The organism is Streptomyces xingningensis (assembly GCF_054957865.1).
Window position 1 is genome coordinate 62,399 of sequence record NZ_JBDJPF010000010.1, and the last position, 26,083, is coordinate 88,481.

Annotated in this window: 22 protein-coding genes; 19 read left to right on the forward strand and 3 right to left on the reverse strand. The window is 73.0% G+C overall.

Annotated elements, in window-relative coordinates; translation table 11 throughout:
- The first annotated feature begins 142 nt into the window (after positions 1-142).
- The 6 genes from ABCR83_RS08030 (at position 143) to ABCR83_RS08055 (ending at position 5,922) form a co-directional block, all read left to right on the forward strand.
- Entirely contained in the window at positions 143-862 is a 720-nt protein-coding gene (locus ABCR83_RS08030) for a TVP38/TMEM64 family protein (RefSeq protein ID WP_462694142.1), read from the forward strand.
- Positions 863-1,043: 181 nt separating this feature from the next.
- Positions 1,044-1,661 carry a TetR/AcrR family transcriptional regulator gene (locus tag ABCR83_RS08035; protein ID WP_462694143.1) on the forward strand — a complete coding sequence of 206 codons (618 nt, stop codon included), beginning with the start codon at positions 1,044-1,046 and terminating at the stop codon, positions 1,659-1,661.
- 67 nt (positions 1,662-1,728) lie between these two features.
- Positions 1,729-3,078: an FAD-dependent oxidoreductase gene (locus ABCR83_RS08040; protein ID WP_462694144.1), complete on the forward strand. Its 1,350-nt coding sequence runs from the start codon at positions 1,729-1,731 to the stop codon at positions 3,076-3,078.
- A gap of 57 nt (positions 3,079-3,135) precedes the next feature.
- Positions 3,136-3,813, forward strand: coding sequence for a uracil-DNA glycosylase (locus tag ABCR83_RS08045; RefSeq protein ID WP_462694145.1), 678 nt, complete (start codon positions 3,136-3,138; stop codon positions 3,811-3,813).
- Between the two features lie 55 nt (positions 3,814-3,868).
- Entirely contained in the window at positions 3,869-4,870 is a 1,002-nt protein-coding gene (locus tag ABCR83_RS08050; RefSeq protein WP_462694146.1) for an N-acetylglucosamine kinase, read from the forward strand.
- A gap of 107 nt (positions 4,871-4,977) precedes the next feature.
- Positions 4,978-5,922 carry a sirohydrochlorin chelatase family protein gene (locus ABCR83_RS08055; RefSeq protein WP_462694147.1) on the forward strand — a complete coding sequence of 315 codons (945 nt, stop codon included), beginning with the start codon at positions 4,978-4,980 and terminating at the stop codon, positions 5,920-5,922.
- Positions 5,923-5,982: 60 nt separating this feature from the next.
- On the opposite strand, the gene ABCR83_RS08060 is transcribed toward ABCR83_RS08055, so the two are convergent.
- Positions 5,983-7,023 carry a lactonase family protein gene (locus tag ABCR83_RS08060; RefSeq protein ID WP_462694148.1) on the reverse strand — a complete coding sequence of 347 codons (1,041 nt, stop codon included), beginning with the start codon at positions 7,021-7,023 and terminating at the stop codon, positions 5,983-5,985.
- A gap of 80 nt (positions 7,024-7,103) precedes the next feature.
- Positions 7,104-8,588, reverse strand: a complete 1,485-nt coding sequence (locus tag ABCR83_RS08065; RefSeq protein WP_462694149.1) for an FUSC family protein — start codon at positions 8,586-8,588, stop codon at positions 7,104-7,106.
- A 389-nt stretch (positions 8,589-8,977) separates the two neighbouring features.
- Here ABCR83_RS08065 and ABCR83_RS08070 point away from each other — a divergent pair, with 389 nt between their 5' ends.
- The 12 genes from ABCR83_RS08070 to ABCR83_RS08125 all read left to right on the forward strand — a co-directional run bounded on the left by ABCR83_RS08070 (position 8,978) and on the right by ABCR83_RS08125 (position 22,825).
- Positions 8,978-9,988 carry a zinc-dependent alcohol dehydrogenase gene (locus ABCR83_RS08070; protein WP_462694150.1) on the forward strand — a complete coding sequence of 337 codons (1,011 nt, stop codon included), beginning with the start codon at positions 8,978-8,980 and terminating at the stop codon, positions 9,986-9,988.
- A gap of 53 nt (positions 9,989-10,041) precedes the next feature.
- Positions 10,042-11,316 carry a DegT/DnrJ/EryC1/StrS family aminotransferase gene (locus tag ABCR83_RS08075; protein ID WP_462694151.1) on the forward strand — a complete coding sequence of 425 codons (1,275 nt, stop codon included), beginning with the start codon at positions 10,042-10,044 and terminating at the stop codon, positions 11,314-11,316.
- A gap of 27 nt (positions 11,317-11,343) precedes the next feature.
- A complete protein-coding gene (locus ABCR83_RS08080; RefSeq protein ID WP_462694152.1) occupies positions 11,344-12,534 on the forward strand; it encodes a 2-deoxy-scyllo-inosose synthase in 1,191 nt (396 codons plus the stop codon).
- A 63-nt stretch (positions 12,535-12,597) separates the two neighbouring features.
- Positions 12,598-13,851, forward strand: coding sequence for a glycosyltransferase family 4 protein (locus tag ABCR83_RS08085; protein WP_462694153.1), 1,254 nt, complete (start codon positions 12,598-12,600; stop codon positions 13,849-13,851).
- Entirely contained in the window at positions 13,848-15,653 is a 1,806-nt protein-coding gene (locus ABCR83_RS08090; RefSeq protein ID WP_462694155.1) for an ABC transporter ATP-binding protein, read from the forward strand. The genes ABCR83_RS08085 and ABCR83_RS08090 overlap by 4 nt, the downstream gene beginning before the upstream one ends.
- On the forward strand, positions 15,650-17,467 hold the full coding sequence (locus ABCR83_RS08095) for an ABC transporter ATP-binding protein (RefSeq protein ID WP_462694156.1): 1,818 nt from the start codon (positions 15,650-15,652) through the stop codon (positions 17,465-17,467). Before ABCR83_RS08090 ends, ABCR83_RS08095 begins: the two co-directional genes overlap by 4 nt.
- 84 nt (positions 17,468-17,551) lie before the next feature.
- Positions 17,552-19,168, forward strand: a complete 1,617-nt coding sequence (locus tag ABCR83_RS08100; RefSeq protein ID WP_462694157.1) for a GMC oxidoreductase — start codon at positions 17,552-17,554, stop codon at positions 19,166-19,168.
- A 27-nt stretch (positions 19,169-19,195) separates the two neighbouring features.
- On the forward strand, positions 19,196-20,095 hold the full coding sequence (locus ABCR83_RS08105; protein ID WP_462694158.1) for a hypothetical protein: 900 nt from the start codon (positions 19,196-19,198) through the stop codon (positions 20,093-20,095).
- Between the two features lie 5 nt (positions 20,096-20,100).
- Entirely contained in the window at positions 20,101-20,790 is a 690-nt protein-coding gene (locus tag ABCR83_RS08110; protein WP_462694159.1) for a histidine phosphatase family protein, read from the forward strand.
- Between the two features lie 5 nt (positions 20,791-20,795).
- A complete protein-coding gene (locus tag ABCR83_RS08115; RefSeq protein WP_462694160.1) occupies positions 20,796-21,017 on the forward strand; it encodes a DUF6137 domain-containing protein in 222 nt (73 codons plus the stop codon).
- Positions 21,010-22,044: a hypothetical protein gene (locus ABCR83_RS08120; RefSeq protein ID WP_462694161.1), complete on the forward strand. Its 1,035-nt coding sequence runs from the start codon at positions 21,010-21,012 to the stop codon at positions 22,042-22,044. Before ABCR83_RS08115 ends, ABCR83_RS08120 begins: the two co-directional genes overlap by 8 nt.
- Positions 22,045-22,048: 4 nt before the next feature.
- Positions 22,049-22,825: a PIG-L deacetylase family protein gene (locus ABCR83_RS08125; RefSeq protein WP_462694162.1), complete on the forward strand. Its 777-nt coding sequence runs from the start codon at positions 22,049-22,051 to the stop codon at positions 22,823-22,825.
- Here the strand turns inward: ABCR83_RS08125 and ABCR83_RS08130 are convergent.
- On the reverse strand, positions 22,804-24,693 hold the full coding sequence (locus ABCR83_RS08130; protein ID WP_462694163.1) for a hypothetical protein: 1,890 nt from the start codon (positions 24,691-24,693) through the stop codon (positions 22,804-22,806). The genes ABCR83_RS08125 and ABCR83_RS08130 overlap by 22 nt on opposite strands.
- A gap of 109 nt (positions 24,694-24,802) precedes the next feature.
- On the opposite strand from ABCR83_RS08130, the gene ABCR83_RS08135 reads away from it, so the two are divergent.
- On the forward strand, positions 24,803-26,053 hold the full coding sequence (locus ABCR83_RS08135) for an aminotransferase class III-fold pyridoxal phosphate-dependent enzyme (RefSeq protein ID WP_462694164.1): 1,251 nt from the start codon (positions 24,803-24,805) through the stop codon (positions 26,051-26,053).
- Positions 26,054-26,083 lie beyond the last annotated feature (30 nt).

The following is a 26,083-nucleotide window of genomic DNA, read 5'->3' on the forward strand; positions in this document are numbered from 1 at the left end:
GTCACGGGTGCGCGGACGGCCGCCGGCCGAGGCGCGGGGATCGGGGCCGGGCCACCTCGTGGGACGTGCGGCGCATCGGCGCGTCCCATCACCTGATCCAAAGATCACACCGTAGGTTCGCCCGGTCGGTTACGCTCCTTCGGTGCTCGATTCCGCAGTGCCCTCCCCCGGCCTCAGCAAGCGCTGTGCCCGTGCCCTGCGGTCCCCGTGGTCCCGTCTGGGGCTGCTGGTCGTGCTGCTCGCGGCGGCGGTGACGACCGTACTGGCCTGTCATCCCGAGCGGCTGCTCACCGAGGGCATGCACGCCCGGACGCCGGGGGCCTTCTCTCTGCTGCTGTTCGCGATCGCATATGGCCTATGTACGGCGGCATTTGTACCGCGCCCCGTCATCAGCCTTGCGGCGGGCACCCTCTATGGCACCCAGGCCGGCACGGCGGTGGCACTTGTGGGCACGGTGCTGGGTTCGGCCGCCTCCTTCGGGCTGGGGCGGCTGTTGGGGCAGGCTGCCCTGCGCCCGCTGCTGCGCGGGCGGTGGCTCGCCGCGGCCGACCGCCAGCTGAGCCGGCATGGTTTCCGCTCGATGCTGGCACTGCGCCTGTTCCCCGGAGTTCCCTTCGCGGCCGCGAACTACTGCGCAGCGGTCACCCGGATGGGCTGGGCGCCTTTTCTCCTGGCCACCGCGCTGGGCAGCGCGCCCAACACCCTGGCCTATGTGATCGCCGGCAGCCATGCGTCGTCCCCCACCTCGCCCGCCTTTGTGGCCGCCATGGCGTTCCTGGCGGTCACCGGGCTCGCGGCCGTGGTGGTGGCCTGGCGCAAACGGGGGCGTACCCTGCTGCCCCACCGGCAGCGCGCCTCCTGAGCGCCTGCGGTGCGAAACGGCGGTCGCCGGTGCGGGCACAGAAAAGCCCGCCGGTTTCGGACGGTCCCCCGCGCCGCCCGAAACCAGCGGACATACCGGATGCCGCCCTGCTCAGTGGGCGGGACAACCAGCACCCTGCTGAGTATATTGGCTCGGAGCCAGTCAACGCAGGAGTTACAGCATGTCCCCGCGCAGCGCGTCGGTCAATGAGGAGTTGCGCCGCAGGTCACGCGAGCGGCTCCTGCAGGCGACCGTTGAGCTGGTGGGCGAGCGGGGATACGAGGCGACGACCCTCGCGGACATCGCCGACCGGGCCGGTGCGGCCCGCGGCCTGGTCTCCTACTACTTCCCCGGAAAGCGGCAGTTACTGCAGTCCGCCGTGCACCGTCTGATGCATCTGGAGCTGGCCGCCGGGCTGAACCGCGAACCCGCCTCGCAGGACGGCCACGAGCTGATGGCGCGGGCGATAGACGCGATCCTGGGGCTCGCCCGGGAGCGCCCCCGGCTGATGCGCATCCATATGGCGGGGATCCTGCAGGCGGAGGGATTCATCCAGTGCCCGGAGCAGCAGCGGCTGGCGTTTCTGCTCCGGGACACGGTGGCGCGCTACGGCTCCGCCGATCCGGAGACCGACTACCGCCTGCTACGGGCCCTGCTGATGGGCTCGGTGGTGGCGGTGCTGCTGCCGGGGGCGCCGATGCCCATGGAGCGGCTGCGGGCCGAGTTGTTCCAGCGGTATGGGCTGGCGTGGGAGCTCGGTGCTCCGCCGGGGCACGAACCGCCGCCGCCCGGCGTCTGAAACCATGGCGCTGCCGTTGCACGGTTGTGGTGGGATGCTGGACGCAACTGCCGGAAGGAGATCCTCCGTGCTTCGCGTCGCAGTCGTGGGATCGGGGCCGAGCGGTGTCTACACCGCCCAGGCCCTGGTCGGGCAGGAAGGCGTCCCCGAAATGCGGGTGGACGTGCTGGACCGGCTGCCCTGCCCCTATGGGCTGGTGCGCTATGGCGTCGCCCCCGACCATGAGAAGATCAAGTCGCTGCAGCAGCACCTGCGAACGGCCCTGGAGCATCCCGGGATCACCTTCCTCGGCAATGTCCGGGTGGGGGACGGGCCATGCGAAGTCGCCCCCGCACGGCTGCTGGAGCTGTATCACGCGGTGGTCTACTGCGTGGGGGCGGCGTCCGCCCGGCGGCTCGGCATCCCCGGCGAGGATCTGCCGGGCAGCTGCTCGGCCACGGACTTCGTCTCCTGGTACAGCGCCCACCCGGACACCGCGCCGGACGATTTCGCACTCCCCGCGCGCTCCGCCGTGGTCATCGGGGTCGGCAATGTGGCGGTCGATGTGGCCCGGGTGCTGGCGCGCGGCGCGGAGGAGCTCAGACCCACCGATGTGCCGCACGCGGCCCTGGCGGCCCTCGCCGACAGCCGGGTGACGGACATTCACATGGTGGGCCGACGAGGCCCGGCGCAGGCCAAGTTCACCACCAAGGAGCTGCGTGAACTGGGCTCGCTGCCGGGCGCGGAGGCCCTGGTGCGGGCCGAGGAGGCGGCGCTCGACCCGGCCTGGGCGGACCCGGCGGGGCTCCCGGCGGCCGGCCGGCGCAATGTGGAGGTGCTGCGGGGCTGGGCCCAGCGGCCGCCCCGGGGCCGCGGGCGCCGCATCCATCTGCGGTTCTTCCTGCGCCCGGTGGCGCTCCTCGGGGACGACGCGGTACGTGCGGTGCGCTTCGAACGGACCGCGGTGGACGCCGACGGCGGCGTGACCGGCACGGGACGGTTCGAGGAGATCGAGGCCCAGCTGGTGCTGCGCTCGGTGGGGTACCACGGCGTGCCGATTCCCGGGTTGCCGTTCGACACCGAGCACGGGACGGTCCCCAACGCGGCGGGGCGCGTGCTGCGCGACGGTGTGCCCTCGCCCGGCGAGTATGTGGCGGGCTGGATCAAGCGCGGGCCGACCGGGGTGATCGGCACCAACCGGCCGTGCGCCAAGGAGACCGCTCTCTCCCTGCTCGCCGACGCCGGGCCGTTGCTGGCGAGAGCACCGGCGGGAGATCCGGTCGCAGCCCTGCGGTCCTCGGGCCTGGAGCCGGTGGAGTGGCCCGGCTGGCTGGGGATCGAGGCGGCGGAGGCCGCGCTCGGGCGGCGGCTGGGGCGCGGCCGGGTGAAGATCCCGGACTGGGAGGGGCTGCTGACCGCGGCGCGTGCCGTTGGCTGAGGTCCCGTCGGCCCGCGGTTCGTGCGGACGTGCTCTGAGCCACTAGAGTGACGCCCCGTGGCTGGACGTCCTTTGCATGAAATCGTCGAACCGGGCTGGGCCAAGGCGCTTGAGCCGGTGGCCGAGCGGATCGCCTCCATGGGCGACTTCCTGCGCGCCGAGATCGCGGCAGGCCGTACCTACCTTCCCTCGGGAGCGAATGTGCTGCGTGCTTTCCAGCAGCCGTTCGACGAGGTGAGGGTGCTGATCGTGGGCCAGGATCCCTATCCCACCCCCGGTCATGCGGTGGGCCTGAGCTTCTCGGTCGCACCGGAGGTACGGCCGCTGCCCGGCAGCCTGGAGAACATATACCGCGAGCTGCACACCGACCTGGGGCTGCCCCGGCCGTCCAACGGGGATCTGACTCCCTGGACGCAGCAGGGGGTTCTGCTGCTCAACAGGGCGCTGACCACCGCTCCGCGCAAGCCCGCCGCGCACCGGGGAAAAGGCTGGGAGGAGGTCACCGAGCAGGCGATCCGGGCGCTGGTCGCGCGGGGGCGGCCGCTGGTCGCGATCCTGTGGGGACGGGACGCGCGCAATCTGCGCCCGCTGCTGGGCGCGGTGCCCTGTGTGGAATCCGCCCACCCGTCGCCCATGTCGGCCGACCGGGGATTCTTCGGCTCCCGGCCGTTCAGCCGGGCCAACGACCTGCTCGTGGGGCAGGGTTCGGCCCCGGTGGACTGGCGGCTGCCGTAGCCGCCGGTGGTAGGGTGCCCGCCATGGCGGTCGGTACGGACATGTCTGCAGAGCCATGGATCTGACATCCAGTCAGGTACTGGGGGTGGACTCCGGCGGCTCGGGGATCCGGGTCGCCCTGGCCCCCGCCGACGGCGGCGGACCCGTGCTGAGGTGGTCCTTGCGCTCCCCCGCCGTCACCGGCGACCGGGGCATCGATGCGCACAGCCTGCTCGACCGGGTGCTGCCCGCCGCCCACCGGCTGCTCCGGCAGGCCGGCGCCGAGCACTGCGCGGCCGTCTGTGTGGGCGCCACCGGAATGGCCACGCTCGGCGACGACCTGCGCGCCGTGCTGCCGGCCGCGCTGCGCGCGGAACTCGGAGCCCGGCGGCTCGCGTTGGCCTCCGACGCGGTGACGGCCTATGCGGGTGCGCTCGGCCAGCGCCCGGGTGCGGTGGTCGCGGGCGGCACCGGGCTGGTGGCCCTGGGCACGGACCTGACCCCGGGCGGCGGCTGGCGGCGCGCCGACGGCTGGGGGCATCTGCTCGGCGACTGTGGCAGCGGCGCCTGGATCGGCCGCGCCGGGCTCGAGGCGGCGCTGCGCGCACACGACGGGCGCTCCGGTGGTTCGGCCGCGCTGCTGACCCGCCTGGAGGCCCTCTTCGGGCCGGCGGCGGAACTGCCCGGCAAGCTGTATCCCCGCCCGGACCGGCCCGCCTGGCTGGCCTCCTTCGCGCCCGAGGTCGGCCACTGCGCCGCGGTCTGCCCGGTCGCCGCGGGGGTGCTCCGGGCGGCGGCCCGGCATATCGCCGAGGCCGCGGCGGCGGTCTGCCCCCGCCCGGCACGGGGCTCCGCGGCGGGCCCGGCCGGCGAAGTGGCGCTCACCGGAGGGCTGTTCGAGCTGGGCCCGCCCTTGCTGGAGCCCCTGCATACGGAATTGCAAAAGCAACTGCCTGATGCACGGCTGGTCGACGCCTCGGGCGGACCGCTGGACGGGGCCCTGCGGGTGGCGGCGGCACTGCTGACGGACAGTCTGCTGCTGCCCGTCCACCCGGAGCTGCTGCGCGTCATCGACTGAACACACTCTCTGGTCGTCGTATAAACCACCGAATAAATTCGGACAGACGCCGTCCGGGAACCCCCACCCGAACGGCCGAGTCTCTTGAGCGACTAACATGCGGCGCCATGAGCTCCCCCACTGGACCCGCCTCCGGCCTGCCTGTACGAATGCCCCGCCCCCGTCAGCCGGGACGGCACCGGAGGCCGGAGCCCGTGACCGCGCCGGCGGGCGCGCCCCCGCTCGTTCTGGCGGTGCCCGGCGCACCCGGACCCGCCGCGCGCCATCTCGCCGAGGAGATCCTCAGCATCGCCCGCTCCGAGCTGCCCGGGCTCGACGCACGCATCGGCCATGTGGACGCCCAGGGGGAGACGGACGGACACCCGGCGCTGGACGCCGTCCTCGGCCACGCCGCCGCCCGGCACACCGCCCGCACCGCCGCGGCCGCGCAGGAGGCCGCCGGGGAGACGGCCGCGGCGCGCTGGGCCCAGGGGCCCGCGGCCGTCGTGGTGCCGCTGCTGGCGGGGCCCGACAACGCGGTGCTGCGCCGGATACGCCAGTCGGTGGTGAGCAGCGGCTCGGCGTTTGAACTCACCGATGCGCTCGGCCCGCACCCATTGCTCGCCGAGGCCCTGCACGTACGCCTCTCGGAGGCCGGTCTGGCCCGCGCCGACCGAGCACGGCTGTTCACAGTTGCAACTGCTGCGGATGGCATTGTGCTGGCCACGGTCGGCGGTGCGGAGGCGACCCGGGCGGCGGGCATCACCGGAATGCTGCTCGCCGCGCGGTTGGCGGTACCGGTGCTGGCGGCGGCGCTGGACGAGGATGGCGCGGTGGCCCAGGCCGCCGAGCAGCTGCGTGGCTCCGGCTCCCGCAATCTGGCGCTCGCGCCCTGTCTCATCGGACCGGAGGCCGACGAGGCGCTGCCGGCCATCGCCGCCAAGGAGGCAGGCTGCGCGGCGGCCGAGCCGCTGGGCGCCTACCCCGCGATCGGCAAGCTGGTCCTGGCCAAATACGCGGCCGTGCTGGGTATTTCGCCGCAGTCCCCGCTCCAGGGCGCGCCGGTCCGCTGACGCGGCACCAGGGCGCTTCCGACGGATCGCCGTGGGGGCCTCCCAGGAGGCCCCCGGCCGTCAGTCGAAGATCACGCAGGATGCGGCGGGCATCGCGACCGATCCCGCACGCCGTGGTACGCCCGTGCCGGGGTCGATGGTGAACCAGGTGATGTCACCGGAACGTTCATTGGCGGCATACAGCGTCCGGCCGCCCGGGTGCAGGGTCAGGTCTCTGGGCCAGTGGCCGCCGCAGTCGACGGTGTCGCGCAGCACCAGGCCGTCGCCCGAGGCGTCGACGGCGAGGGTGGCGATGGTGTCGGGGCCCCGGTCGGCTGCCCACAGGAACCTGCCGTCGGCGGAGATCACGGGCTCCGACGGGGAGTGCGGCCCCTCGGCGCCGGGCGGCACGATGGACGTCTCCCCCACCGGTTCCAGGATCCCCGAGTCCGCGTCCCACCGGCAGACGGTGACGCTCGGCTCCAGCTCATTGAGGACATAGGCCCGGTCGCCGCGCGGGTGGAAGACGAGGTGCCGGGGTCCCGTGCCCGGCCGCAGCGGAGTCTCGCGGTGCGGGCTCGGCACTCCGGTGACCGGGTCGAGCGCGGAGCTCCACACCGAGTCGGTGCCGAGGTCGACGGCCAGCAGCCAGCGCCCGGAGGGATCGGGCAGCACGGCGTGCGCATGCGGCCCCGCCTGCCGGTGGGACACCGGGCCACTGCCGTGGTGCCGGAGCACGGCCGAGGGCGCGCCGAGCGTGCCGCCCCTGCCGACCGGGAGCGCACTGACGCTGCCCGAGCCGTAGTTGGCGGTGTACAACTGCCCTCCGGCGAGCGCCAGATGGGTGGGAGCGCCGCCGTGCACGGGCACGGGTGAGCCGAGCGGCTCGGGCCGGGCGGGGTCGGCGAGGGAGAAGGCGGCAGCCGCGCCCTGTTCGGTCTCGCTCACCGCGTAGAGCACCCGGCCGTCGGGCGCCAGGGTGAGGAACGACGGGTTCACCACGGCGTCCGTCGAGTACCCGGGGGTCAACGCGCCCGTCTCGCCGTCGACTTCCGCGACGGTGAGACCGCGGCCGCCCGCCTTGGTGAACGATCCGATATAGGCCCGTCGCCCCTGTCCCACGCCGCCTCCCCTGCACGTACTGGTGTCGGCCCGACGCTACACCGCACCGCCGGCCCTCCTGCGGCCGGGCGGCCGGGGGCTCAGGCCCGCAGCGGGGCCACAAGCCCGCCGAGGGCCGACTCGAGGCCGTTCAGGTGGGCGAGGGCCCGTTCGGCGCCGGGATGGTGGTGCGGGGTCGCCCCCGGTTCCCGGGCGGCCGGCGGTGCCTCGCCGTCCGGCGCCAGCTCGTGCAGCGCCCGTTCCACCCGGTGGCAGGCGGCGGTGAGCCGGGCGTCGTGCGAAGCCTCCGGATCGCCGGCGACCGCCGCCAGGCCGCTCACCTGCCGGGCGCAGTCGTCGAGGTGCGCCAGCACCGCGCGGGCGCGTTCGCGGCGGGCCCGCAGGGGGTTGAGCGGGTGCAGCAGCGGCGCGAGGGAGACCCGCACCCGGCCCAGGAGGAGTTCGAGCTCGGCGACCTGGGGGCCGGGGTCGGCCGAGGTGTCTCCCGCGAGCCGCCGCGCGGACTGTGCGGTGCAGCGCCGCACGGCCAGCAGCGCGTGCCGGATCCGGGCGTCGGTGGCGGCGTGCGTGGTGACGGGGAGCACCAGCAGGACGGCCAAGGCCGCGCCGGCCGCCCCGACGCCGGTCTGGGCCAGGCGGAGGGTGAGCAGATCCGCGTCCAGGACTCCGAGGAGCCCATAGAGCAGTCCGGCCAGTACGGTCACGGCGAGCATCATCCAGGTGTAGGAGACGGCGGCGGTGTAGAAGATGCCGAAGACGCACAGCGCGATGAGCAGCGCGGAGGGAACGGCACTTCCGTGCAGCGGAATGGCCACGGCCCATCCGATGGCGATCCCGATCATCGTGCCGAGGGTCCGCCGGAAGCCACGTACCAGGGTCTCCCCGCGCGAGGCGGTGTTCACAAAGATCCACCAGGTGGCGCCCACGGCCCAGTACCAGCGCTGATCGGACAGCGACTGCCCCACCGTGAGGGCGAAGGCGGCGCCGACGACGGCCTGGACCGCCTGGCGAGTGGTCGGGCGGGCCAGTCCCGCGCCATCGGGCGGAACCGGCGCGGCGGCCGGTGGCAGCCGCCGCTCATAGCACCAGAGGCCGAAGCGAACGGCCGCGGAGACCAGCAGCGCGAGCGCCACGGCCGCGTACAGGGCGGGCAGCTGCCCGGCGGTCGTATGCAGGAACTGCGCCTCGAAGAACGCCATGAACGCGAACACCCCGAGGGCATGGCCGCGCGGCCCCCACCGTCGGGCATGGACGCCCAGCCCCACAACGGCCAGGAAGGCCAGGTCCCGGGTGACCGGATGTTCGTGCAGGGCCGCCGCGGCGGCCAGCACGGGGAAGCCGGCCACCGGCAGCAGGGCCGTGGTGACCGCCTGGCCGCGGACCGTTGCGTCGGTGACGGTGAAAAGGGCGAGAAGCGCGGCGAGTCCACCGGCGATGGCCGCGACGAGCGAGTGACCGACGAGACCACAGGCGGTCACCGCCAGGCCGATGCCGAGGACGGCCCGGGCGGCACCGCGCAACCGCAGCAACCCCGGGTCCGGTGCCACGAACACCCTTTTCAGCACGCTTCCCGCCCCTTCGACGTTCCCGGCATAAAAAAGGCGCCACGGAGTCCGCAGCGCCATCGATGCCCCCATCACACCATTGCATCGGCTGTTGGTTCAAGAGAGACCTGTGTAACTGTGCCATTGGTACAGCTATCTCTCTGGAGACTGTGCCATAAGCGGGCCAATGGCAGGGTCCTGCATGGGCACGATCGAGCGCCATCTCCGCCGGGCGCGCGAAGCGGCCGGATCCGACGCATCGTCATTTCCCTTGGCATATACGGCAATTGACAAGTCACCCTTGCTATGGCGTACGCTCACCAGGCTCGGCATCCGCAACAGCGGACAGAATCGTGATGCTCGACACCCTGCCCGGTCCAAGGACACGGAGGTCCAGCACGATGAAAGCCTTGTCGTTCGAAGCTCCCGAGCGGGCCGTGCTCACCGAGCACGCGACGCCGGAGCCGGCCCCCGGCGAAGCGCTGATACACCTCGCTTACAACTCCGTGTGCGGCAGCGACCTGTCCTTCTACCGGGGTGTCTGGCACGGCTTCAGCTATCCGGTCGTGCCGGGGCACGAGTGGAGCGGGACGGTGGTGGACGTCAACGGCCCCGGCCACGGCCTGCTGGGAGCCGATGTGGTCGGCGATCTCACCTGTTCCTGCGGAGGCTGCCGGCACTGTGCGGAGGGAAAGCCGACCCTCTGCGGCGACCTCCAGGAGCTCGGGTTCACCAGGAACGGCGCATGCGCCGAGTACATGACCATCCCGACGGCCAATCTGCACCGGTTGCCCAAGGGGTTGTCCCTGCGTGAAGCGTGTCTGGCCGAACCGCTCGCGGTGGCGCTGAACGCCGTCGACCGGCTGGCGTTGGCGCCGGGGGACAAAGTGGCCATCACCGGAGCCGGGGGCATCGGGCTGTTGCTCGCCCAGGCGGTCCGGCAGCGCGGCGGCGAGGTCACCGCGGTCGCCGAACCCGTGCCCGAGCGGCGGGCGGCGGCAGCCGCCCTGGGGGTGCCGGCCACCGTGGGCGGATCGCCCGGAGATCTCGTCGCGCTGCTGGAAAAGCGCCCGGAGCTGACCCCCGATGTCGTCCTCGAGGCATCCGGGTATCCATCGGCCGTGCAGGAGGCCGTCGAGGCCGTCCGCTCCGGCGGACGCGTCGGGCTCATCGGCTATCGCATCGAGGAGGCCGCGAAGATGGCCCCTCACCACATCGTGCTCAAGCTGCTGACCCTCCAGGCGTCCATGGGCCCGGGCGACCGCTTCGGCGAGGCGCTCGGCCTGCTGGCCTCCGGCGCGGTCGACGTCCGCGCGCTGCTGAGCCACGAGTTCACCCTGGAGGACCACCACCGGGCATTGGACGTGGCTCTGCGCCGCACCGACGGCAACACCCGCTCGTTCTTCAACCTCCGCGCCTGACCGTCCTGTTCGCCGCCCCACCCGCCGGTCCACGCCCCAGGAAGGACGACCCGATGACGCATTCCCTCGCGGTGCACGGCTGCAGTCCGGTACGCACCCGGCCCTGGCCCCGGTGGCCGCAGCCGGCGCCCGGTGCCGCCGAGGCGGTGAACGGCGTGCTCTCCTCCGGCCGTTGGTCCGTCAGTGGACCCTACCGGGGCGCCGAATCCCAGGAGCAACGGTTCGCCCGGGCCTTCGCGGCGTACCACGGGGTGGCCCACTGTGTGCCCGCCGCCAGCGGCACCGCCGGCCTGATGCTGGCGCTGGAGGCCTGCGGCATCGGCGCCGGCGACGAGGTCATCGTGCCCGCACTGTCCTGGGTGGCCTCCGGCTCCACCATCCTGGGCGTCAATGCCGTGCCGGTCTTCTGCGAGGTGGACCCCCGCACCCTCTGTCTGGACCCGGCCGCCGTCGAGGACGCCATCACCGAGCACACCAAGGCGATCGTCGTCGTCCACCTCTACTCCGCGGTGGCCGACATGGACGCGCTCTCCGCCCTCGCAAGACGCCATGCGCTCCCGCTCATCGAGGACTGCGCGCAGGCCCACGGGGCCGAGTACCGCGGCGTCAAGGTCGGCGCACTGGCCACCGCGGGCACCTTCAGCATGCAGCACAGCAAGGTGCTCACCTCGGGCGAGGGCGGTGCGGTCGTCACCGGGGACGGCGAGTTCGCCCGCCGGGTGGAGCATCTGCGCACCGACGGCCGCTGCCTGGCCCCGCGGCCCCCGCGGGCCGGGCAGATGGAACTCGTCGAAACCGGTGAGCTGATGGGCAGCAACCGGTGCCTGTCCGAAATCCAGGCCGCCCTGCTGTGCGAGCAGTTGACAGTCCTGGACGAGCAGAACCGGCGCCGCCGCCACAACGCCCTGCTGCTCGACCGGCTGCTCTCGGAGGCGGGTTACCACCCGCAGGAGACCTCCGAGGGAACCAGTCTCCGTACCTACTACACCTATGCGGCCGGACTGCCGGAAGGCGAGCTGCGGCGGGTGGGGATCGGCACGGTGGCCGCGGCCCTGACCGCCGAGCTCGGCTTCCCGGTGGCGCCGTCCTATCCCCCCATCACCCGCAACCGGCTGTACGACCCCAGGAGCCGCCGGCGCTTCGCGCTCGGCGTCCGGCACGAGTCCCGGACCGACCCCAAGCGGTTCGAACTCCCGGTGTCCGAGGCGGCCGCCCGGCGCACCGTCACCATCCACCACGCCGCACTGCTCGGTGACGAGAGCGATGTGCACGACATCGCGGCGGCATTCCGCAAGGTCGTGCTCCACGGTGCCGAACTGACCGACTGAACTGACCGACTGAACGGCGCCACCGCCATGCGATCCACCGCAGAAATCGGGGTGAACATGCACGTCACGGTCATCACCATGGAAGACGCCGGCTTTCCCTACCGATTGGGCACCGATTGCGGCGAGGACATCGTCACCCGGCTCGGTGCACTGGCGGCCAGCCGCTACCTCGTGGTGAGCGACACCACGGTGGCCGCGCTCTACGGACGCGACCTGGTCACCCGGCTGGAGAAGGACGCCGGCCCCGCCGTGCTGCTGACCCACCGGGCGGGCGAGCCGCACAAGGGCCTCGGCACCGTCGGCGCGCTGGCCGAACAGGCCCTGGGGGACGGAGCGGACCGGCGCAGCGTCGTGGTGGCCCTCGGCGGGGGCATCACCGGGAACATCGCCGGGCTGCTGGCCTCGCTGCTCTTCCGGGGCATCACCCTGGTGCACATCCCCACCACGGTGGTCGCCATGCTGGATTCCGTGCTCTCGCTGAAGCAGGCGGTCAACGCGAGTTTCGGCAAGAACCTCGTCGGCACGTTCCACCCACCCGCCGAGGTGCTCGCCGACACGGCGATGCTGCGTACGCTTCCCCAGCGGGAGTTGCGTTCGGGCATGGGCGAAGTGGTCAAGAACGCGATCGCCATCCGCCCGTCGATGATCGACCGGCTTTCGGTGCTGCTGCGCCCCGATGCGCACTATGACGATGACGCCATGCGCTGGATCATCGCGGAGAGCGTGGCGGCCAAGGCCGAGGTGACCCGGGCGGACAAACACGAACGCCGGGACGGTCTCATTCTCGAGTACGGGCACACCACCGGCCATGCCATCGAGCACGCCGCCCGCGGCCGGATCGCACACGGCGCCGGGGTGGCCATGGGCATGGCCGTGGCCGCCGAGGTCTCCCGGCGGCTGGGACACGGGAGTGACGAACTGGTCGGGCTGCACCGTGAGTTGATCGCCCAGGCGGGACTGGAGCGGAGCATACCGGCACCGGCGGACAGCGCCGGCATCAAGAACTGGCTGGCCTATGACAACAAACGCGGCTATCTGGACTGCGAGCCCGGCACCACGCCCATGGTGCTGCTGTCCGCCCCGGGGCGGCCGCTGCGCACCGGCCGGCTGCCGCTGCTGCCGGTCCCGCTGAATCTGCTCCATGACGTGGTCGACGCGATGACGGTCCCGGAGCGGGCCGGCGCCGGGAGCGGGCGCATGTCGGCGGCCCCCGCTTGACTCACCACGGGCCGCGGCCCCGCTCCGCTTCCCCCAACGGTCCGTTTTCTCCGTGGAGTTGTCGTGCGTGTGCTGCGGCTGACCCCGTTCTTCCACCACGATCAGGTCGACGACTGGCCTGCCGAGTATGACGCGGTGGGCGGCATGCAGGTACAGATCCTGCGGCTGTCCCGGGAGTTGGCCGGGCAGGGCGTCGAGCAACAGGTGCTGACCGTGGGTTTCCCCGGACTGCCCCGGCGGCGCCAGGACCGGCCGGGCCTGGTGGTGCGGGTGACCCGGGCACCGCTGCCCCGGTTCCGGTCGGAACTGACCGGCCTGGTGGGGCTCAACCAGGCCTGGCTGGCCGGGGCCTTGACCGCCTGCGCCGGGCTGCGCGGCCGCCGGCGCCCGGACCTCGTCCATGTGCACGCCGACGGGCAGGTGTGGGCGCTGCTGGCCGGCCCGCTGGCGGCCCGGATCACCGGCGCCCCCTACTGCCTCACCCTGCACTGCTCACGGCTGGCGGTGTATGAGCCGATGTCCCGGGTGGACCGGCTGCAGCACCGGCTGGTGTGTGCCGTGGAGCGGTATGTCATCCGCCACGCGGCGCGGGTGTCCACCCTGACCGCCCGCACCGCCTCGATCGTCGCCCGCTCGCTGCCCATGGACCCGTCCCTGATCGACGTCGTCCCGGACTCCGTGGGGGACCTCCACCCCCAACCGGCCGCGTCCGTAAGTGAGTTCCTCCGGTCACTGGGGATCCCCGGGAAAGTCGCGGTGATCGGTTATGTGGGCCGGGTGGCACATGAGAAGGGCTGGCGGGACTTTGTCGCCCTGGCCCGGCGGTGGCAGTCGCTGCCCGGGTCCCGGCCGGCCCTGTTCCTGGTGGTCGGCGACGGGCCACAGGGCGACCGGATGCGCAGGGCCGTCGCCGGCTCGGGACTCGCCGGCCGGTTCCGCTTCACCGGTTTCCTGCCGCACGGCGACATCCCCACCGTCATGTCCGCGCTGAGCGTCCTGGTCATGCCGTCCGCCCATGAGGAACTGGGCGGAAGCGCCCTGGAGGCCATGATGTGCGGCACCCCGGTCGCCGGGTACGCGGTGGGCGGACTGCGGGAGACGGTGGGTGCGGTCACCCCCGAACTGCTCGTACCGCGCGGGGACCTGGCCGCCCTCGCCCGGGCGGTGCACACCGCCGTGGCCCGGCCGGAGGGGCCCCGGCGGCTGGTCGCCGCCGCCCGGCGCCGCCTGACGGCCGAGTACGGGGCCGGCAACGCCACCGGCCGGGCACTGGAGTTCTACCGCCATGCGCTGGGCACGGCGGGAGCCGTGCGGTGACCGGCACCGGCTCGCTGCGGCGCTCGGCCCGCTATCTCAGGCCGCACGGCTGGCTGATGACCGGGGCCTGCGCCGCCGCCCTGGGCTCGATGCTGGCCGGCCTGGCCATGCCGCTGGTGCTCCAGCGGCTGGTGGACGGACCCATCGCGCACCGGGACAACGCGACCCTGCCGTGGCTGATCGCCGGATTCGCGGTGCTGGGCGCCGTGGAGGCCGCGCTGCTGGCCGCCCGGCGGCTGCTGGTCGTGCGTCCCTCGACGCACCTGGAAACCACCATGCGCGGTGACCTCTTCCGTCATGTCCAGCGGCTGCCCTCCTCCTTCCACTCGCACTGGAGTTCAGGACAGTTGCTGTCCAGGACCGTCTCGGATGTGGCGGAGATCGGCAGATTCTTCGCCTTCTCCGCGGTGTACCTGCTGGTCAATGTGGTGGCGCTGGCCGCCGGTCTGGCCGTGCTCGGCTGGCTCTCACCCGTCCTCGCCCTGGTCGTGCTGGTCACCTACCTCCCCATGGTGGCCGCCACCATGGTCTTTGAGCGGCGCTTCGGCGCCGTCGCCCGCGCCGCGCGGGAGCAGCACGGCGATCTCACCACCACCGTCGAGGAGTCGGTGCTGGGCATCCGGGTGCTCAAGGTCTTCGGCCGCGCGCCCGAGACGGTGCGCGCCTTCACCTCCCAGGCGCGCGCCCTGCGCGGCACCGAACTGCGCAAGCTGTCCCTGACCGCGGCCCTCTGGTGGACCATCACCGCCCTGCCCGAACTGGGCATCGTCGCCCTGATCGGATACGGAGGCCACCGTGCGGCCACCGGAGACCTCACGCTCGGCACCCTGATGGCGGCCATCACCGTGGCCACCTATCTGCGCTGGCCGGCCGACACCCTGGGCTGGCTGATCTCCGACGCCGGCACGGCCGCCGCCGCGGCCGACCGGTACTGGCAGGTACGGGACGTCCCGGCGACGGTCGGTGATCCGGCCATCCCCCGTCAGCTGCCGCGTCCGCTGCGCGGCGAACTGCGGATCGAGGGCGTCCGGTACCGCCACCCCGAGGGGGCCGAGGAGATCCTGCGCGGGGTGGACCTCACGGTGGCCCCCGGCAGCATCCTCGCCCTCGTCGGTGCCACCGGCTCCGGCAAGAGCACCCTGGTCTCCCTGCTGACCCGCCTGGACGACCCCACCGCGGGGCGCATCACCCTCGACGGCACCGACCTCCGTCACCTCGGCCTCGACGCGCTGCGCTCGGCGGTCTGCTGCGCCTTCGACGACCCCATCCTGTTCTCCGGGACGGTACGGCGGAACGTGGCGCTCGGCCTGCCCGCGGACGAGCACCACGACGACCGGATCCACGACGCCCTGCGGCTGGCCCACGCCGACGGCTTTGTCGCGGAACTCCCCGAACAGCTGTCCACGCCGGTGGGCGAGGAGGGCGTCGGCCTGTCCGGCGGGCAGCGGCAGCGGCTGGCCCTGGCCCGCGCCGTGCTGCCGGGCCCCGCGGTGCTGGTCCTCGACAACGCGCTCTCGGCCCTGGATGTGCACACCGAGCGGGAGGTGGAGGCCGCGCTGCGCACCGTGATGGCGGGGGTCACCACGGTGCTCGTCGCCCACCGGCCGGCCACCCTGCGCCTGGCCGACCGGGTCGCTCTGCTCTCCGGCGGACGGGTGGCCGCCACCGGCACCCATGACGAACTCATGGCCACCAGCGAGGAGTACCGCCTCCTGCTGGAATCCCCGGTCCACGCCACCGGACCGGCCGAGCCGGCCGGCGGGCCATGGCGCGGCACCGTACGGAAGGCGCTGGACCGATGACGCATCCCGCAGTGGCGGCCGGCTCCGACGAGCTGCTGCGCGACCACCGCAACCGCCTGCTGCGCACCCTGCTGCGGCCCGAGCGGCGCCGGCTGGCCCTCGCCACCGGACTGGCGCTGCTGGAGAACCTCAGCTCGCTGGCCACTCCGCTGCTGGTCGCCGCCGCCATCGACCGCGGCCTCCCGGCCGCCACGGACGGCCGCTGGGGCCCCCTCGGCGGCTATGCCGCCCTGACCCTGGTGACCGGCATGGCCACCGCCGGCCTCAAGTACGGCTTCCTGCGCTACTCCGGCTCCATCGCCCAGAACATCCTGTTCCGGCTGCGGTGCCGAACCTTCGCCCGTGCGCTGCGGCTGCCGCTGTCCTTCCACGAGTCCACGCCCTCCGGCAGCGTCGTCGCCCGGCTGTCCGGCGATGTGGAAGCGGTGGAGGGGGTCCTGGAGATGGGCCTGGACGGACTGTTCTCCGCCCTCTTCTCCATGATCGGCATCATCGCCGTGATGCTCTGGCTCGATCTGCCGATGGCCGCCGTGGTGCTGGCCCTGTTCCTTCCGCTGTACCTGCTCACCCGCTGGTTCCGGTTGCGCTCCCGCGCGGCCTACCGGCGCACCCGGTCGGCCACCGAGCGGATCGTGCAGCACACCGGCGAGACCTACAACGGCATCCGGGCCGTCCAGGCCTTCCGCCGGGAGCGGGAGAACGCCGCGGAACTGGGGCGGCTGAACGCCGGCTATGCCGCCGCCCGCGCGGCCTCCGGCCGGGTCAGCGCACTGTTCAGCGGCGGGGTGAAGCTGATCGGCAATCTGTCGCTGGCGCTGCTGATGGGCCTCGGCGCCCTCCGCATCGCGCACGGCCAACTGGAGCTGGGCACGCTCACCGCATTCCTGCTGTATGTCCACCGGTTGTACGACCCCATCGACGAACTGGCCTCCTTCGCCAATGCGTTCTCCGCCGCATCGGCCGGTCTGGAGCGGATCGGCGTGCTCTGCCACGCCCCCGACACGCTGCCTCGGCCGCACCGGCCGCTGCCCCTGCCGGCCGTCGCCACCCCGGGCCGGGTGCGGTTCGAGGACGTCTCCTTCCGCTACGGCCCCGCGTCACCGCTCGTCCTGGACGGGGTGAGCCTGGACTTCGCCCCCGGCCGGACGGTCGCCCTGGTCGGCACCACCGGCGCGGGCAAGTCGACCCTCGCCAAACTCCTGGCCCGGCTGTACGACCCGGCAGCCGGCCGCATCACCCTGGACGGCGTCGACCTGCGCGACCTCGCCGACGGCCAACTCCGCACCGCCATATCGATGATCACCCAGGAGCCCTTCCTGTTCTCCGGCTCGGTGGCGCACAACATCGCCCTCGGCCGGCCCGGCGCCACCCCCGAGGAGATCCGGGAGGCGGCACGGGCCGTCGGAGCGGACGCCTTCATCGCCCGGCTGCCCGAGGGCTACCACACCGATGTGCGCAAGCGCGGCACCGGCCTGTCCGCCGGCCAGCGCCAACTCATCGCGCTGGCCCGGGTGATGCTGGCCGCTCCCCGCGTCCTCATCCTCGACGAGGCCACCTCCAGCATGGACGCCCCCTCGGAACGCGCCGTGCACACCGCCCTGCGCCGGGTCCTCACCGACCGCACCGCACTGATCATCGCCCACAGCCTGACCACCATCGCCATCGCCGACCGGGTGCTGGTCCTGGAGCACGGCTCCATCGTGGAGGACGGGCCGCCCCGGCAACTGGCCGCCGCCGACGGCCCCTTCGCCCGGCTGCACAGCAGCTGGCTGTCGGCCACCGACCAGCGCACCCGGCACCCCTCGAGCCACTGACCCGCCGAACCGCTGCACCACCGAACCACTGTGAATCGCCGACGAAAGGCACATCGCATGGAGCGCCTTCGGGGACCCTCGCCGATGGAGAACCCCGGTGCCCGCCACCCGGCACCACTCGGCCGCGCCCACCGCGACGGCCTGGAACCGGCGGCCGGGCGCCGGATGTGGGACGTCTGCGTCATCGGCAGCGGGGCCAGCGGCGCGGTGGCCACGGACCGCCTGGTGCGCCAGGGACTCGACGTCCTGTTGGTCGAGGAGGGGTTCCGGCTTGCCCCCGGGGTGGGGCTGGACGAGGCCGAGAGCCTCACCCGGCAGGCCGTCGCACGGGACGACGAGGGCCGGTGGACCGACGAGGGGTGGCCATGGACCACCTCCAACCTCGGCGGCGGAACGGTCTTCTACGGCGGTGCCTCGTTCCGTTACCAGCCCTTCGACTTCGACCCGGGCGAGCTCATCCACACCGGCGGCACCGAGGTGCGCTGGCCCTACACCCTGGCGGACCTCGCGCCCTACTACGAGGTGCTGGAGCGGCGGCTCGGCGTGTGCGGCGGCCCGCACCCCGGGGAGGCGGACGGCGGACCGCACGGCCGCGGCCCCGCCCACCCGCCGTCCCCGGCCGGACGCGTGCTGCACACCGCGGGCGAATCCCTGGGCTACCGCCCCTTTCCGACCCCGCTGGCCGTCAACCGCACCGCCCACCGAGGGCGCCCGGCCTGTGCGCGGGACTCGCTGTGCATCAGCCACCAGTGCCCCACCGGCGCCAAGGGCGATGCGCTCTCCGTCTTCCTCGCCCCGCTCGCCGGTCACCCCAACTTCACCCTGCGCACCGGCGTCCGCGGGCTGGCCCTGGAACAGGACCGGGCCGGTGAGGCCGCCGCCCTGCGCTGCCTGGACCGGTTCACCGGCCGGGCGCACCGGGTCCGGGCCCGCGTCTTCGTACTGGCCTGCAACGCCATTCAGTCCGCCGCCCTGCTGCTGCGCTCCCGTACGCCCCACTCGCCGCAGGGCGTCGGCAACCACTCCGGGATGGTCGGGCGGGGGCTGTGCATGAAGCTCAGCCGGTATGTCAGCGGGACGGTCCAGGCCCCGCCCGAGGTCCTCGCGGACCCGCACACCAACACCGGCCCGTTCTCCACCGTGGCATTCCTCGACCACTACCTGGACGCCGACTGCCCCACCGGCGTCGGCGGCCTGATCTACGAGTCCAAGCGCGACCGGGCGCACCGGATCGTACGCGACGCCCTGGAGCTCAGGGTGGAGACGATCCTCGCCGACCACCCCAGTCTGGACAACCGGGTGCGTCTCTCCCGCCACCTCGATGAACACGGCATGCCGGCCGTCGTCATCGACTACACGCCCGACCCGCGCGACCTCGACCGGCTGCGCTATCTGGCCGGACGCTGCGACCGGCTGCTGCGGGCGGCCGGAGCGGGCGCCACCGTGCACCGCAACTCCGGTTGCGCACAGGGGAGTTCGCATCTGCACGGCACCTGCCGCGCGGGCCGTGATCCGGCCCGTTCCGTGGTGGACCCCTGGGGACGGGTGCACTCCGCGGACAACGTCTACATCGTGGACGGCAGCTTTATGCCGTACCCCGGTGGCCTCAACCCCACGCTGACCATCCAGGCCCATGCCCTGCGCACCAGCGGGGCCGTCGCTTCCCACCTGGGGCGTGTCCTGCACGCCGCCCGGGTGTGACCCGGCACGGAAGAGGAGACCCAGACCATGAACACACCAGCCGACTGGCCGCCGCGCACCCGGCGCATCCGCACCTATCGCAATATCGTCATCGACGGTGCCTGCAACCTCCGTTGCACCTACTGCGAGGTCAAGAAGATCAAGGTCGACCAGGCCGCCACCATCGCCTCGTTGGACCGGATCTTCGAGAGGTACGAGCCGGACAACACGCTCTTCCGGGTGGAGTCCAACGGCGAGATCGCCCTCTACCCCAGGATCCTGGACCACCTCCAGCGGTGTGCCGCCGAGGGCCTGCACATCGAGGCGCTGAGCAACGGCACCCGGCTGCCGCGCTGCCTGGCGGGGCGGGAGGACCTGATGTGGGTCTTCTCCGTCGACGGCCACACCGCCCGGATGAACGCCAAACGCGGCCTGGACCAGGGGCAGGTGGACCGCATCCTCGACGCCGCCGTCGGCCTGGGCGCCGAACTGCAGATGGTCTACCACGACCAGACCCTGGACGAGGTCAACGAGTTCATCGACCTGCTGTCCTCCCGGGGCTACCGGGGACTGCTGCACATCATGCCGCTGCTCGCCTTCAAGGGCCGGCCGCTGACCGTCAATCTGCGCCACGAGGACCTGCACCCCGCCGAATTCCTCGCCCCGTCCGAGTACTTCCGCCGCTGGAACCACATCCATGAGACCGGGGTGCGCGACGCGGTCTGCGACCAGATCACCAACGGCTACACCTACTCGGTCTCCGACGACCGGATCGAGATGGTCAAGTGCGACTGCTACTCGGTCCCCAAGCACCTCTACCACGAGTTCGGCGACATCCGGGAGTTCGACAACTGGCCCTGCGGCACCTGCATCGCCAACCAGGAGTTCAACAACTCCCGGCCGCGCATGCGGGTGCCCGAGGGCCGGATCCCGCTGCCCCTCGTATGACCGCTATGACTGCGGCCCAGCGGTTCCTGCTGGTGCGGCACGCTCAGGCCGAGGTCAACGTCCTGCGCGACGACGATCTCATGACCGGCCACGACCCGGACGCCGGCCTCACGGCGCTGGGGGAGGAACAGGCCCGGGCCCTCGCCGGGCACCTGGCCCGGGACCGCACGTCCTGGCCGGGCCCGCCCGGCGAGCCGTCCTACCGCCTCTACACCAGCCCCCAGCGGCGGGCCCTGCGCACGGCCGAGCCGCTGGCCGGCCGGCTGGGCCTGACGGCCCGGCCCGATCCGCTGCTGGCCGAGGTGCTGGCCCCCCGGCGGTTCCCGCGCCCCCTGACGGTCCGGGAGTGGGACGCCGTGCTCGAGGCCAGGCTGCGGCGCACCGGGGAGGAGATCGCCGGGGTGGAGAGCTGGGCGGCGCAGCGCGCACGGGTGCGGCGGTTTCTGCGGGACCGCTGCGGGGACGGGCGGGCGGCCGGGTTCGTCCTCGTCTCCCATGCGGAGACGATCCAGGCGCTGCTGATGGAGCTCTTGCGGCTGGACGACTCCTTTCTGCTCTCGGCCCGCTTCAAGATCAGCAACACCGGCGTCTTCATCGTGGACAGGACCGTGTACCGCACTCCGGAGGGAACCCAGAAGCCATGCAGCTCCCTGGTGGTGGCCAATTCGAAGGCGCATCTGGCCCGGATCTCATGATGCTTGTGCTCAAGTGCCTGAGCGACGAGACGGGTGAGGAGCCGGATCACATCGCGGCCGTCGGCCGGCTGGATGTGGACGATCGCGACTACGCCGGCATCGTCAATCGCCTGGAGTCGTTCTTCGACTGCACCCTGGACCTGCGGGCGGAGGGCAACCGGCGGCTGGTCGTCGAGGAGATCTGCGCGCGGATCGCCGCCGGGCGGCAGGGGGCGGTCCATGGCTGAGCTCGCCCGGGCACTGTTCGAGATCTATGACGAAGGGTTCGGCTGCGATACCTGGGGCGGGGTGGAGACCGCCCTGTGGCAGCTGACCGAGGGGCTGCGGGCACACCGGATCCGGGTGGACTTCTACTCCCGCACGGAGGGGGCGGACCTCGCCGGGCTCGCGAAGCGGGTGGACCGGGAGCGCGTGGACGCGGTCTTTCCCCTGGTGGAGAGCGCCCTGTTCGAGGGTGCCCAGTGGCGTGGCCGGCCCGGGCTGCACCGGCGGGTGATCCGTATCTGGCACGACGTCAGCCGCCTGTCACCCGGCCTGGGCACGCCGCCGCCCTGCCCGGTGCACTCCCCCGTCGCGGCGGCGCGGACCGGTGCCGCGGCTGGCTGTACGGCCGGTGCGGCCCATCCGGAGGGGCCGATGCGCGAGGTCTTTCTGCGCGATCTGCCCTGGACCCGGTGCTTCCCCGCGCGCAGCTGCATTCCCTGGGCCGCCGACCACCTGCCGCCCGGGGACCTGCGCGATCCCCGGGGGCCGGTGGTGATCCAGCTGGGCAAGACCCCGGTCGAGGACGCGCGGCGGTGTCTGACGCGGCTGGGCGAGGCCGGGGTGCCCACCCGGGTGATCTTCGCGACCTGGTCGAGGGAGGGCCGGCTGGCCCGGCAACTGGTGCGCGACCACGCGGAGTCCGGCGCGTTCGAGGTCATCGATTCCTATGACATCCGAACCGACGGGAAGCGGGTCTTCGGTGGCGCGCGGCTGTTCATGCTGCCCTCCGTCTTCCATGAGACCTTCAACTTCGCGGCAGCCGAGGCCGTCCAGCTCGGGCTGCCGGTGGCCACCCTGGCCGACTGCGGAGCCCTGACGGACTTTGCGTCGCTGAGCGCCGCCTCGGTGGATGCCCTGCTGGATCTGGTCATCGCACACGGCGCGGCGGTGGCCCCGCGCCCCCGCCCGCGCACCGGCTGGCGGGACGTCACCGGACGCTATGCGGCGGTCATCGCCGCCCGGCCGGGCACAACCGGCGCGGGGAGGTAGGAAGATGGCGGATCTGACGGCCGAACTCCGCTCGGCGCGGACCCTGTTGGTCTCCCCCCATCCCGACGATGTGGCCTACTCCTGCGGCGGTGTGCTGGCGGCGTGCGCGGGCTCGGCGCGGGCGGTGCTGCTGACCGTCTTCACCCGGTCCGCGTGGTCGCTGCCCAGGCGGCTGCGGGCCGCCGGGCCGCGGGTGATCAGCGCCCGCCGCCGGGAGGAGGAGCTGCGCTACTGCCGGGCCCGCGGGCTGGAGCGCTATGTGCCGCTCGGTTTCGACGATGCCGGCCTGCGGGGCTACGACGACGACAGCGAGCTGACGGCGCGGGTGTCCGCGGATCCGCTGGGCACGCCGGTGACCCGGGCCGTGGCGGCGGCGATCGCAGAGCTGCGACCCGAACTGGTGCTCGCGCCCGCCGCCGTGGGCGGCCACATCGACCATCTGCTGGTGCACCACGCCGTCCGGCGCTCGGCGGGCGACGGCGTGCGGCGGCTGTACTACGAGGACCTTCCCTATGCCGCCCAGCATGCACTGGCCGACGTCGAGAAGCTCCTGACCGGGGAACGGGGGCTGGCCCCGTATGCGACCGCCGACATCTCGGCGGTGTTCCGGGAAAAGGTGCGCGGGATGTACATCTACGGGAGCCAGACGGACGAGGAGTGTGTCCAGGAGGTGACGCTGCACGCGCGCCGGGCGGCCGCCCCGCCGGGCGGTCTCGCCGAGCGGGTGTGGGCGGTGCCCGGCGCCGCCCGGCGACCGGATCAATGCAGGCCGGAGACGTAATGCGCCAGGTCCTCGAGCGTGGCCGTGATGCGCCGGGCGGTGTCCTCACCGGGCGCGGGGCAGCGGCGCAGCCAGGTCTTGGCGGGCCAGTACAGCGCCTCGCCCGCCAGGTCGAGTCCGGCGTCGAAGACCGGGTCGTCGTCCAGGGCCGCGCGCAACTCCCGCAGGCAGCCGTCGTCCAGGCGGTTCTCCACCACGAACGAGGCGATCTCCGACTCCAGGCAGCCGGTCCCGCCCCAGATCCAGTCCAGCCCGAAACGGCGCACCGCCGGCGGTCCGTCCGGCCCGCCCGGCATCCGGACCTGCCAGTGCCATCCCTGGTGCGCATACGGCAGCGAGGTGCGGAACAGGCGGCCCCGGCGGCCGCCGAGGGCCGCCCGGCGGGGCACCTGCCGGTCCAGCCAGCCGTTGTCCACGGGCAGCGGGCGGGAGAGCCGGCCGCGGAGCCGGTCCAGCGCGGAGCCCAGGCGTTCGCGCGGGTCATAGCCGACCGCGGGGTCGACCGCGCCCAGATCTCCCAGCGCCTCCAGGCCCCGCCAGTACCGGACCACGGCACTCCACACCATCCGGCGCTGCCCGGCGGTGAGTGCCGTCAGCCCGGGACCGAGCGGGCGGAGCCCCGGCTCCTGGGCGGTGACCAGGTAGCCGTCGAGATAGTGCCGTACGGGCGGCAGGAACTCGGCCAGCTCTTCGGCGACTTGGGCGCACTGCGCGCCGTGCGGGCCGGTGCCGATGAACCGGAAGTGGTGCGCGCGGCCGTCCCGCGGGTCGTCCGGAAGGAGCGAAAAGGGCCTGGAGCGGGGGCTGATGCGGTGCGGACCCGGCCCGGCCGGGCTGCCGGCCGGGTCCGTGCCCGGGCCATGGGTCTGGTGAAAGGGTCCCCGGAACGGAGCGAGCCGGTAGCCGGGGCCGTCGGGCGGGAGGATGCCCCGGGACCGCGCCCGGGCGATGAGACGCCCCGGATCGCCGAGCAGTTGCCAGAGTCTGGCCGCGTCCGTACGGACCGGCCCGGTTCCCTTGGGCGTCGGTGCCACGACGGGCCGCACCCGGGCCGCGTCCACCCGGGCCGCGTCCACCCGGTACGCCCGGCCCGGGGAGACCAACACGATGTCGCGTACCCGGGGGAAGCGGCCGGCCAGCAGGGACCACACCGCCCGCGCGGTGTCCCCGGTGTCCGGCTGGTCGTCGACGGCGACGATGACGGTGTTCTCGGGGAGGGCCGGGGGGAGCCGGTCGATCTCGGCCGGGCACAGCGAGATCTTGCCGTCCCGGCGAAGCGGGCGCACGGTGGTCCACGGGGCCGCCTCGCGTCCGGCCGCCGCGACGGCCGCGGCCCACAGCGGGGCCAGATAGGAGCCGCCGGTCCGCACCCCCACCACGAACACCGCTGTCCGACGGCCGAGTTCCGCGAGCCATCCGGTGGCCTGGGCATGGACCAGCCGGGGGTCGGCGAGGTCGTAGGCGTAGCACTCCGGGGTCTTCCAGTCGGTGGCGTGCCGCAGCAGGGCCTCGGTCCGGGTGTCGCCCCGGGCGGCACCGGAGCGCCACAGCGCCTCGGTGTGCGCGACCGCGGCGGTCATGGCGCGCTCGAGGAACTCCGCCCAGGGGCCGGCCGGAGACGGTCCGCGATCCGTCGCGAAGTCCCGCGCGAGGGCCGCACCTGCCTGCCTGACCTCGTCGAGCAGGGTGTGTGCGGAGGCCGGTGCGGCCCGGCAGGCGGCGGTGTCGGCGAGGATCTGCTCGATGAAACAGGCGCAGGCATAACGGGCTTCGGCATCGCCGTCCCGGGCGGCCCGGGCAACGGCCCGGTGCAGTGCGGGCAGGGCGGCGCCAAAAAGACGGCACGGCGCGGTTTCGCCTGTTCGCATGTCTCCGCTCTCACCTTTCCGCTTGCCCTTCGGGGTATTTCCCGGTCCGTCCTGACTGTGTGCGCGCCATGCCCCGTCCAGCAATGTCCCTACCGAAAAAGGACCGACGATGACGCAAATGCCTTCCGCGCTGGCCGAAAAACCGACCTGTCCCAGGGATCCGGCGGGAAATCCGCGGATATTCACCGAGGCCCGCGGCGCCCATCTCACCGACAGCACCGGAAAGCGGTGGATCGACTTCGACAACGCCCGCGGTTCGGTCCTGCTGGGCCATGGGGATCCCGAGGTCGCCGAGGCCGTCGCCCGGGCGGCCACCGGCGCGGCCGGCTCGGCCACCGGCTGGAGCCCGCTGCTGGACCATGTCACCTCCCGCCTGCTGGAGTTGTGCGGCGGCGAGACCGTCGGTCTGTTCCGGACCGGAACGGCGGCCGTGCGCGCGGCGGTGCTCGCGGTGCGGGAGTCCGTCGGCCGCCCGCTGGTGCTCAGTTCGGGGTACCACGGCTATGACCCCATGTGGCGCGCGCCCCGGGCACCGCTGGAGCCCAACGCGGACGGCGTGGTCGACTTCTTCTACGACCTCGACCTGCTGGCCGGCCTGCTGCGCGACCGCGAGCGGATCGCGGCGGTGGTCGTCTCCCCCGACCATCTGCATCTGTCGCCGCGCTGGTACGGGCGGTTGGGCGCGCTGCTCACGGCGGCGGACGTCCCGTTGATCGTGGACGAGGTGAAGGTGGGGCTGCGCTACCGCCCCGGGCTGTCCACCGCGGGACTGCTCGACGCGGATGTGTGGGTGGTCGCCAAGGGCATGGCCAACGGCTTCCCGACGGCCGCCGTAGGCGGTTCCCGTGCCCTGCTCGGGCCGCTGCGCAGGGTGTCCTACACCTCCTTCTTCGAACCCACGGTGCTGGCCGCGGCCGAACGCACCCTGGCCCGGATGGCCACCGGTGGCCCCCAGCGGGCGGTGCGGGAGGCGGGGGACCGTTTCCTCGGCCACGTCCGTGCGTCCCTGGCCGCGGCCTCGCTGCCCATCGACCTGGCGGGCAACGGTTCCCTCTTCCAATTCGTCCCCGCCACCGAGGAGTTGGCGGACGCCCTCTGGCAGGCGGCCGGTGACGAGGGGCTCCTCTTCTACGAGGGCGACAACCAGGCGGTCTCCGCGGCCTTCGGCCCCGACGTCCTGGCCGAGGCGGAAGAGCGGTTCGGCCGGGTGTGCCACAAGCTCGCGCCATACGCCTCGGACACCCCCGTGGGCGAGGAGGCCCGCTACCGCGCCGCCTGGAATGTCATCGACGGGCTGCGCGAGGCCGAGCGCGACCCGCGGGCCACCCGAGCGTGGCTCGACAGGCTCCTGGACGGCTGACACCACGCCACTACACCGCACCGCACCGCA

Bases quoted from the DNA above. Each gene is read 5' to 3' on its own strand.
- ABCR83_RS08100 (WP_462694157.1), top strand. From the start codon at position 17,552: ATGGAGAACCCCGGTGCCCGCCACCCGGCACCACTCGGCCGCGCCCAC.
- ABCR83_RS08075 (WP_462694151.1), top strand. From the start codon at position 10,042: ATGACGCATTCCCTCGCGGTGCACGGCTGCAGTCCGGTACGCACCCGG.
- ABCR83_RS08125 (WP_462694162.1), top strand. From the start codon at position 22,049: ATGGCGGATCTGACGGCCGAACTCCGCTCGGCGCGGACCCTGTTGGTC.
- ABCR83_RS08110 (WP_462694159.1), top strand. From the start codon at position 20,101: ATGACTGCGGCCCAGCGGTTCCTGCTGGTGCGGCACGCTCAGGCCGAG.
- ABCR83_RS08135 (WP_462694164.1), top strand. From the start codon at position 24,803: ATGACGCAAATGCCTTCCGCGCTGGCCGAAAAACCGACCTGTCCCAGG.
- ABCR83_RS08105 (WP_462694158.1), top strand. From the start codon at position 19,196: ATGAACACACCAGCCGACTGGCCGCCGCGCACCCGGCGCATCCGCACC.
- ABCR83_RS08080 (WP_462694152.1), top strand. From the start codon at position 11,344: ATGCGATCCACCGCAGAAATCGGGGTGAACATGCACGTCACGGTCATC.
- ABCR83_RS08050 (WP_462694146.1), top strand. From the start codon at position 3,869: ATGGATCTGACATCCAGTCAGGTACTGGGGGTGGACTCCGGCGGCTCG.
- ABCR83_RS08095 (WP_462694156.1), top strand. From the start codon at position 15,650: ATGACGCATCCCGCAGTGGCGGCCGGCTCCGACGAGCTGCTGCGCGAC.
- ABCR83_RS08035 (WP_462694143.1), top strand. From the start codon at position 1,044: ATGTCCCCGCGCAGCGCGTCGGTCAATGAGGAGTTGCGCCGCAGGTCA.
- ABCR83_RS08120 (WP_462694161.1), top strand. From the start codon at position 21,010: ATGGCTGAGCTCGCCCGGGCACTGTTCGAGATCTATGACGAAGGGTTC.
- ABCR83_RS08130 (WP_462694163.1), bottom strand. From the start codon at position 24,693: ATGCGAACAGGCGAAACCGCGCCGTGCCGTCTTTTTGGCGCCGCCCTG.
- ABCR83_RS08055 (WP_462694147.1), top strand. From the start codon at position 4,978: ATGAGCTCCCCCACTGGACCCGCCTCCGGCCTGCCTGTACGAATGCCC.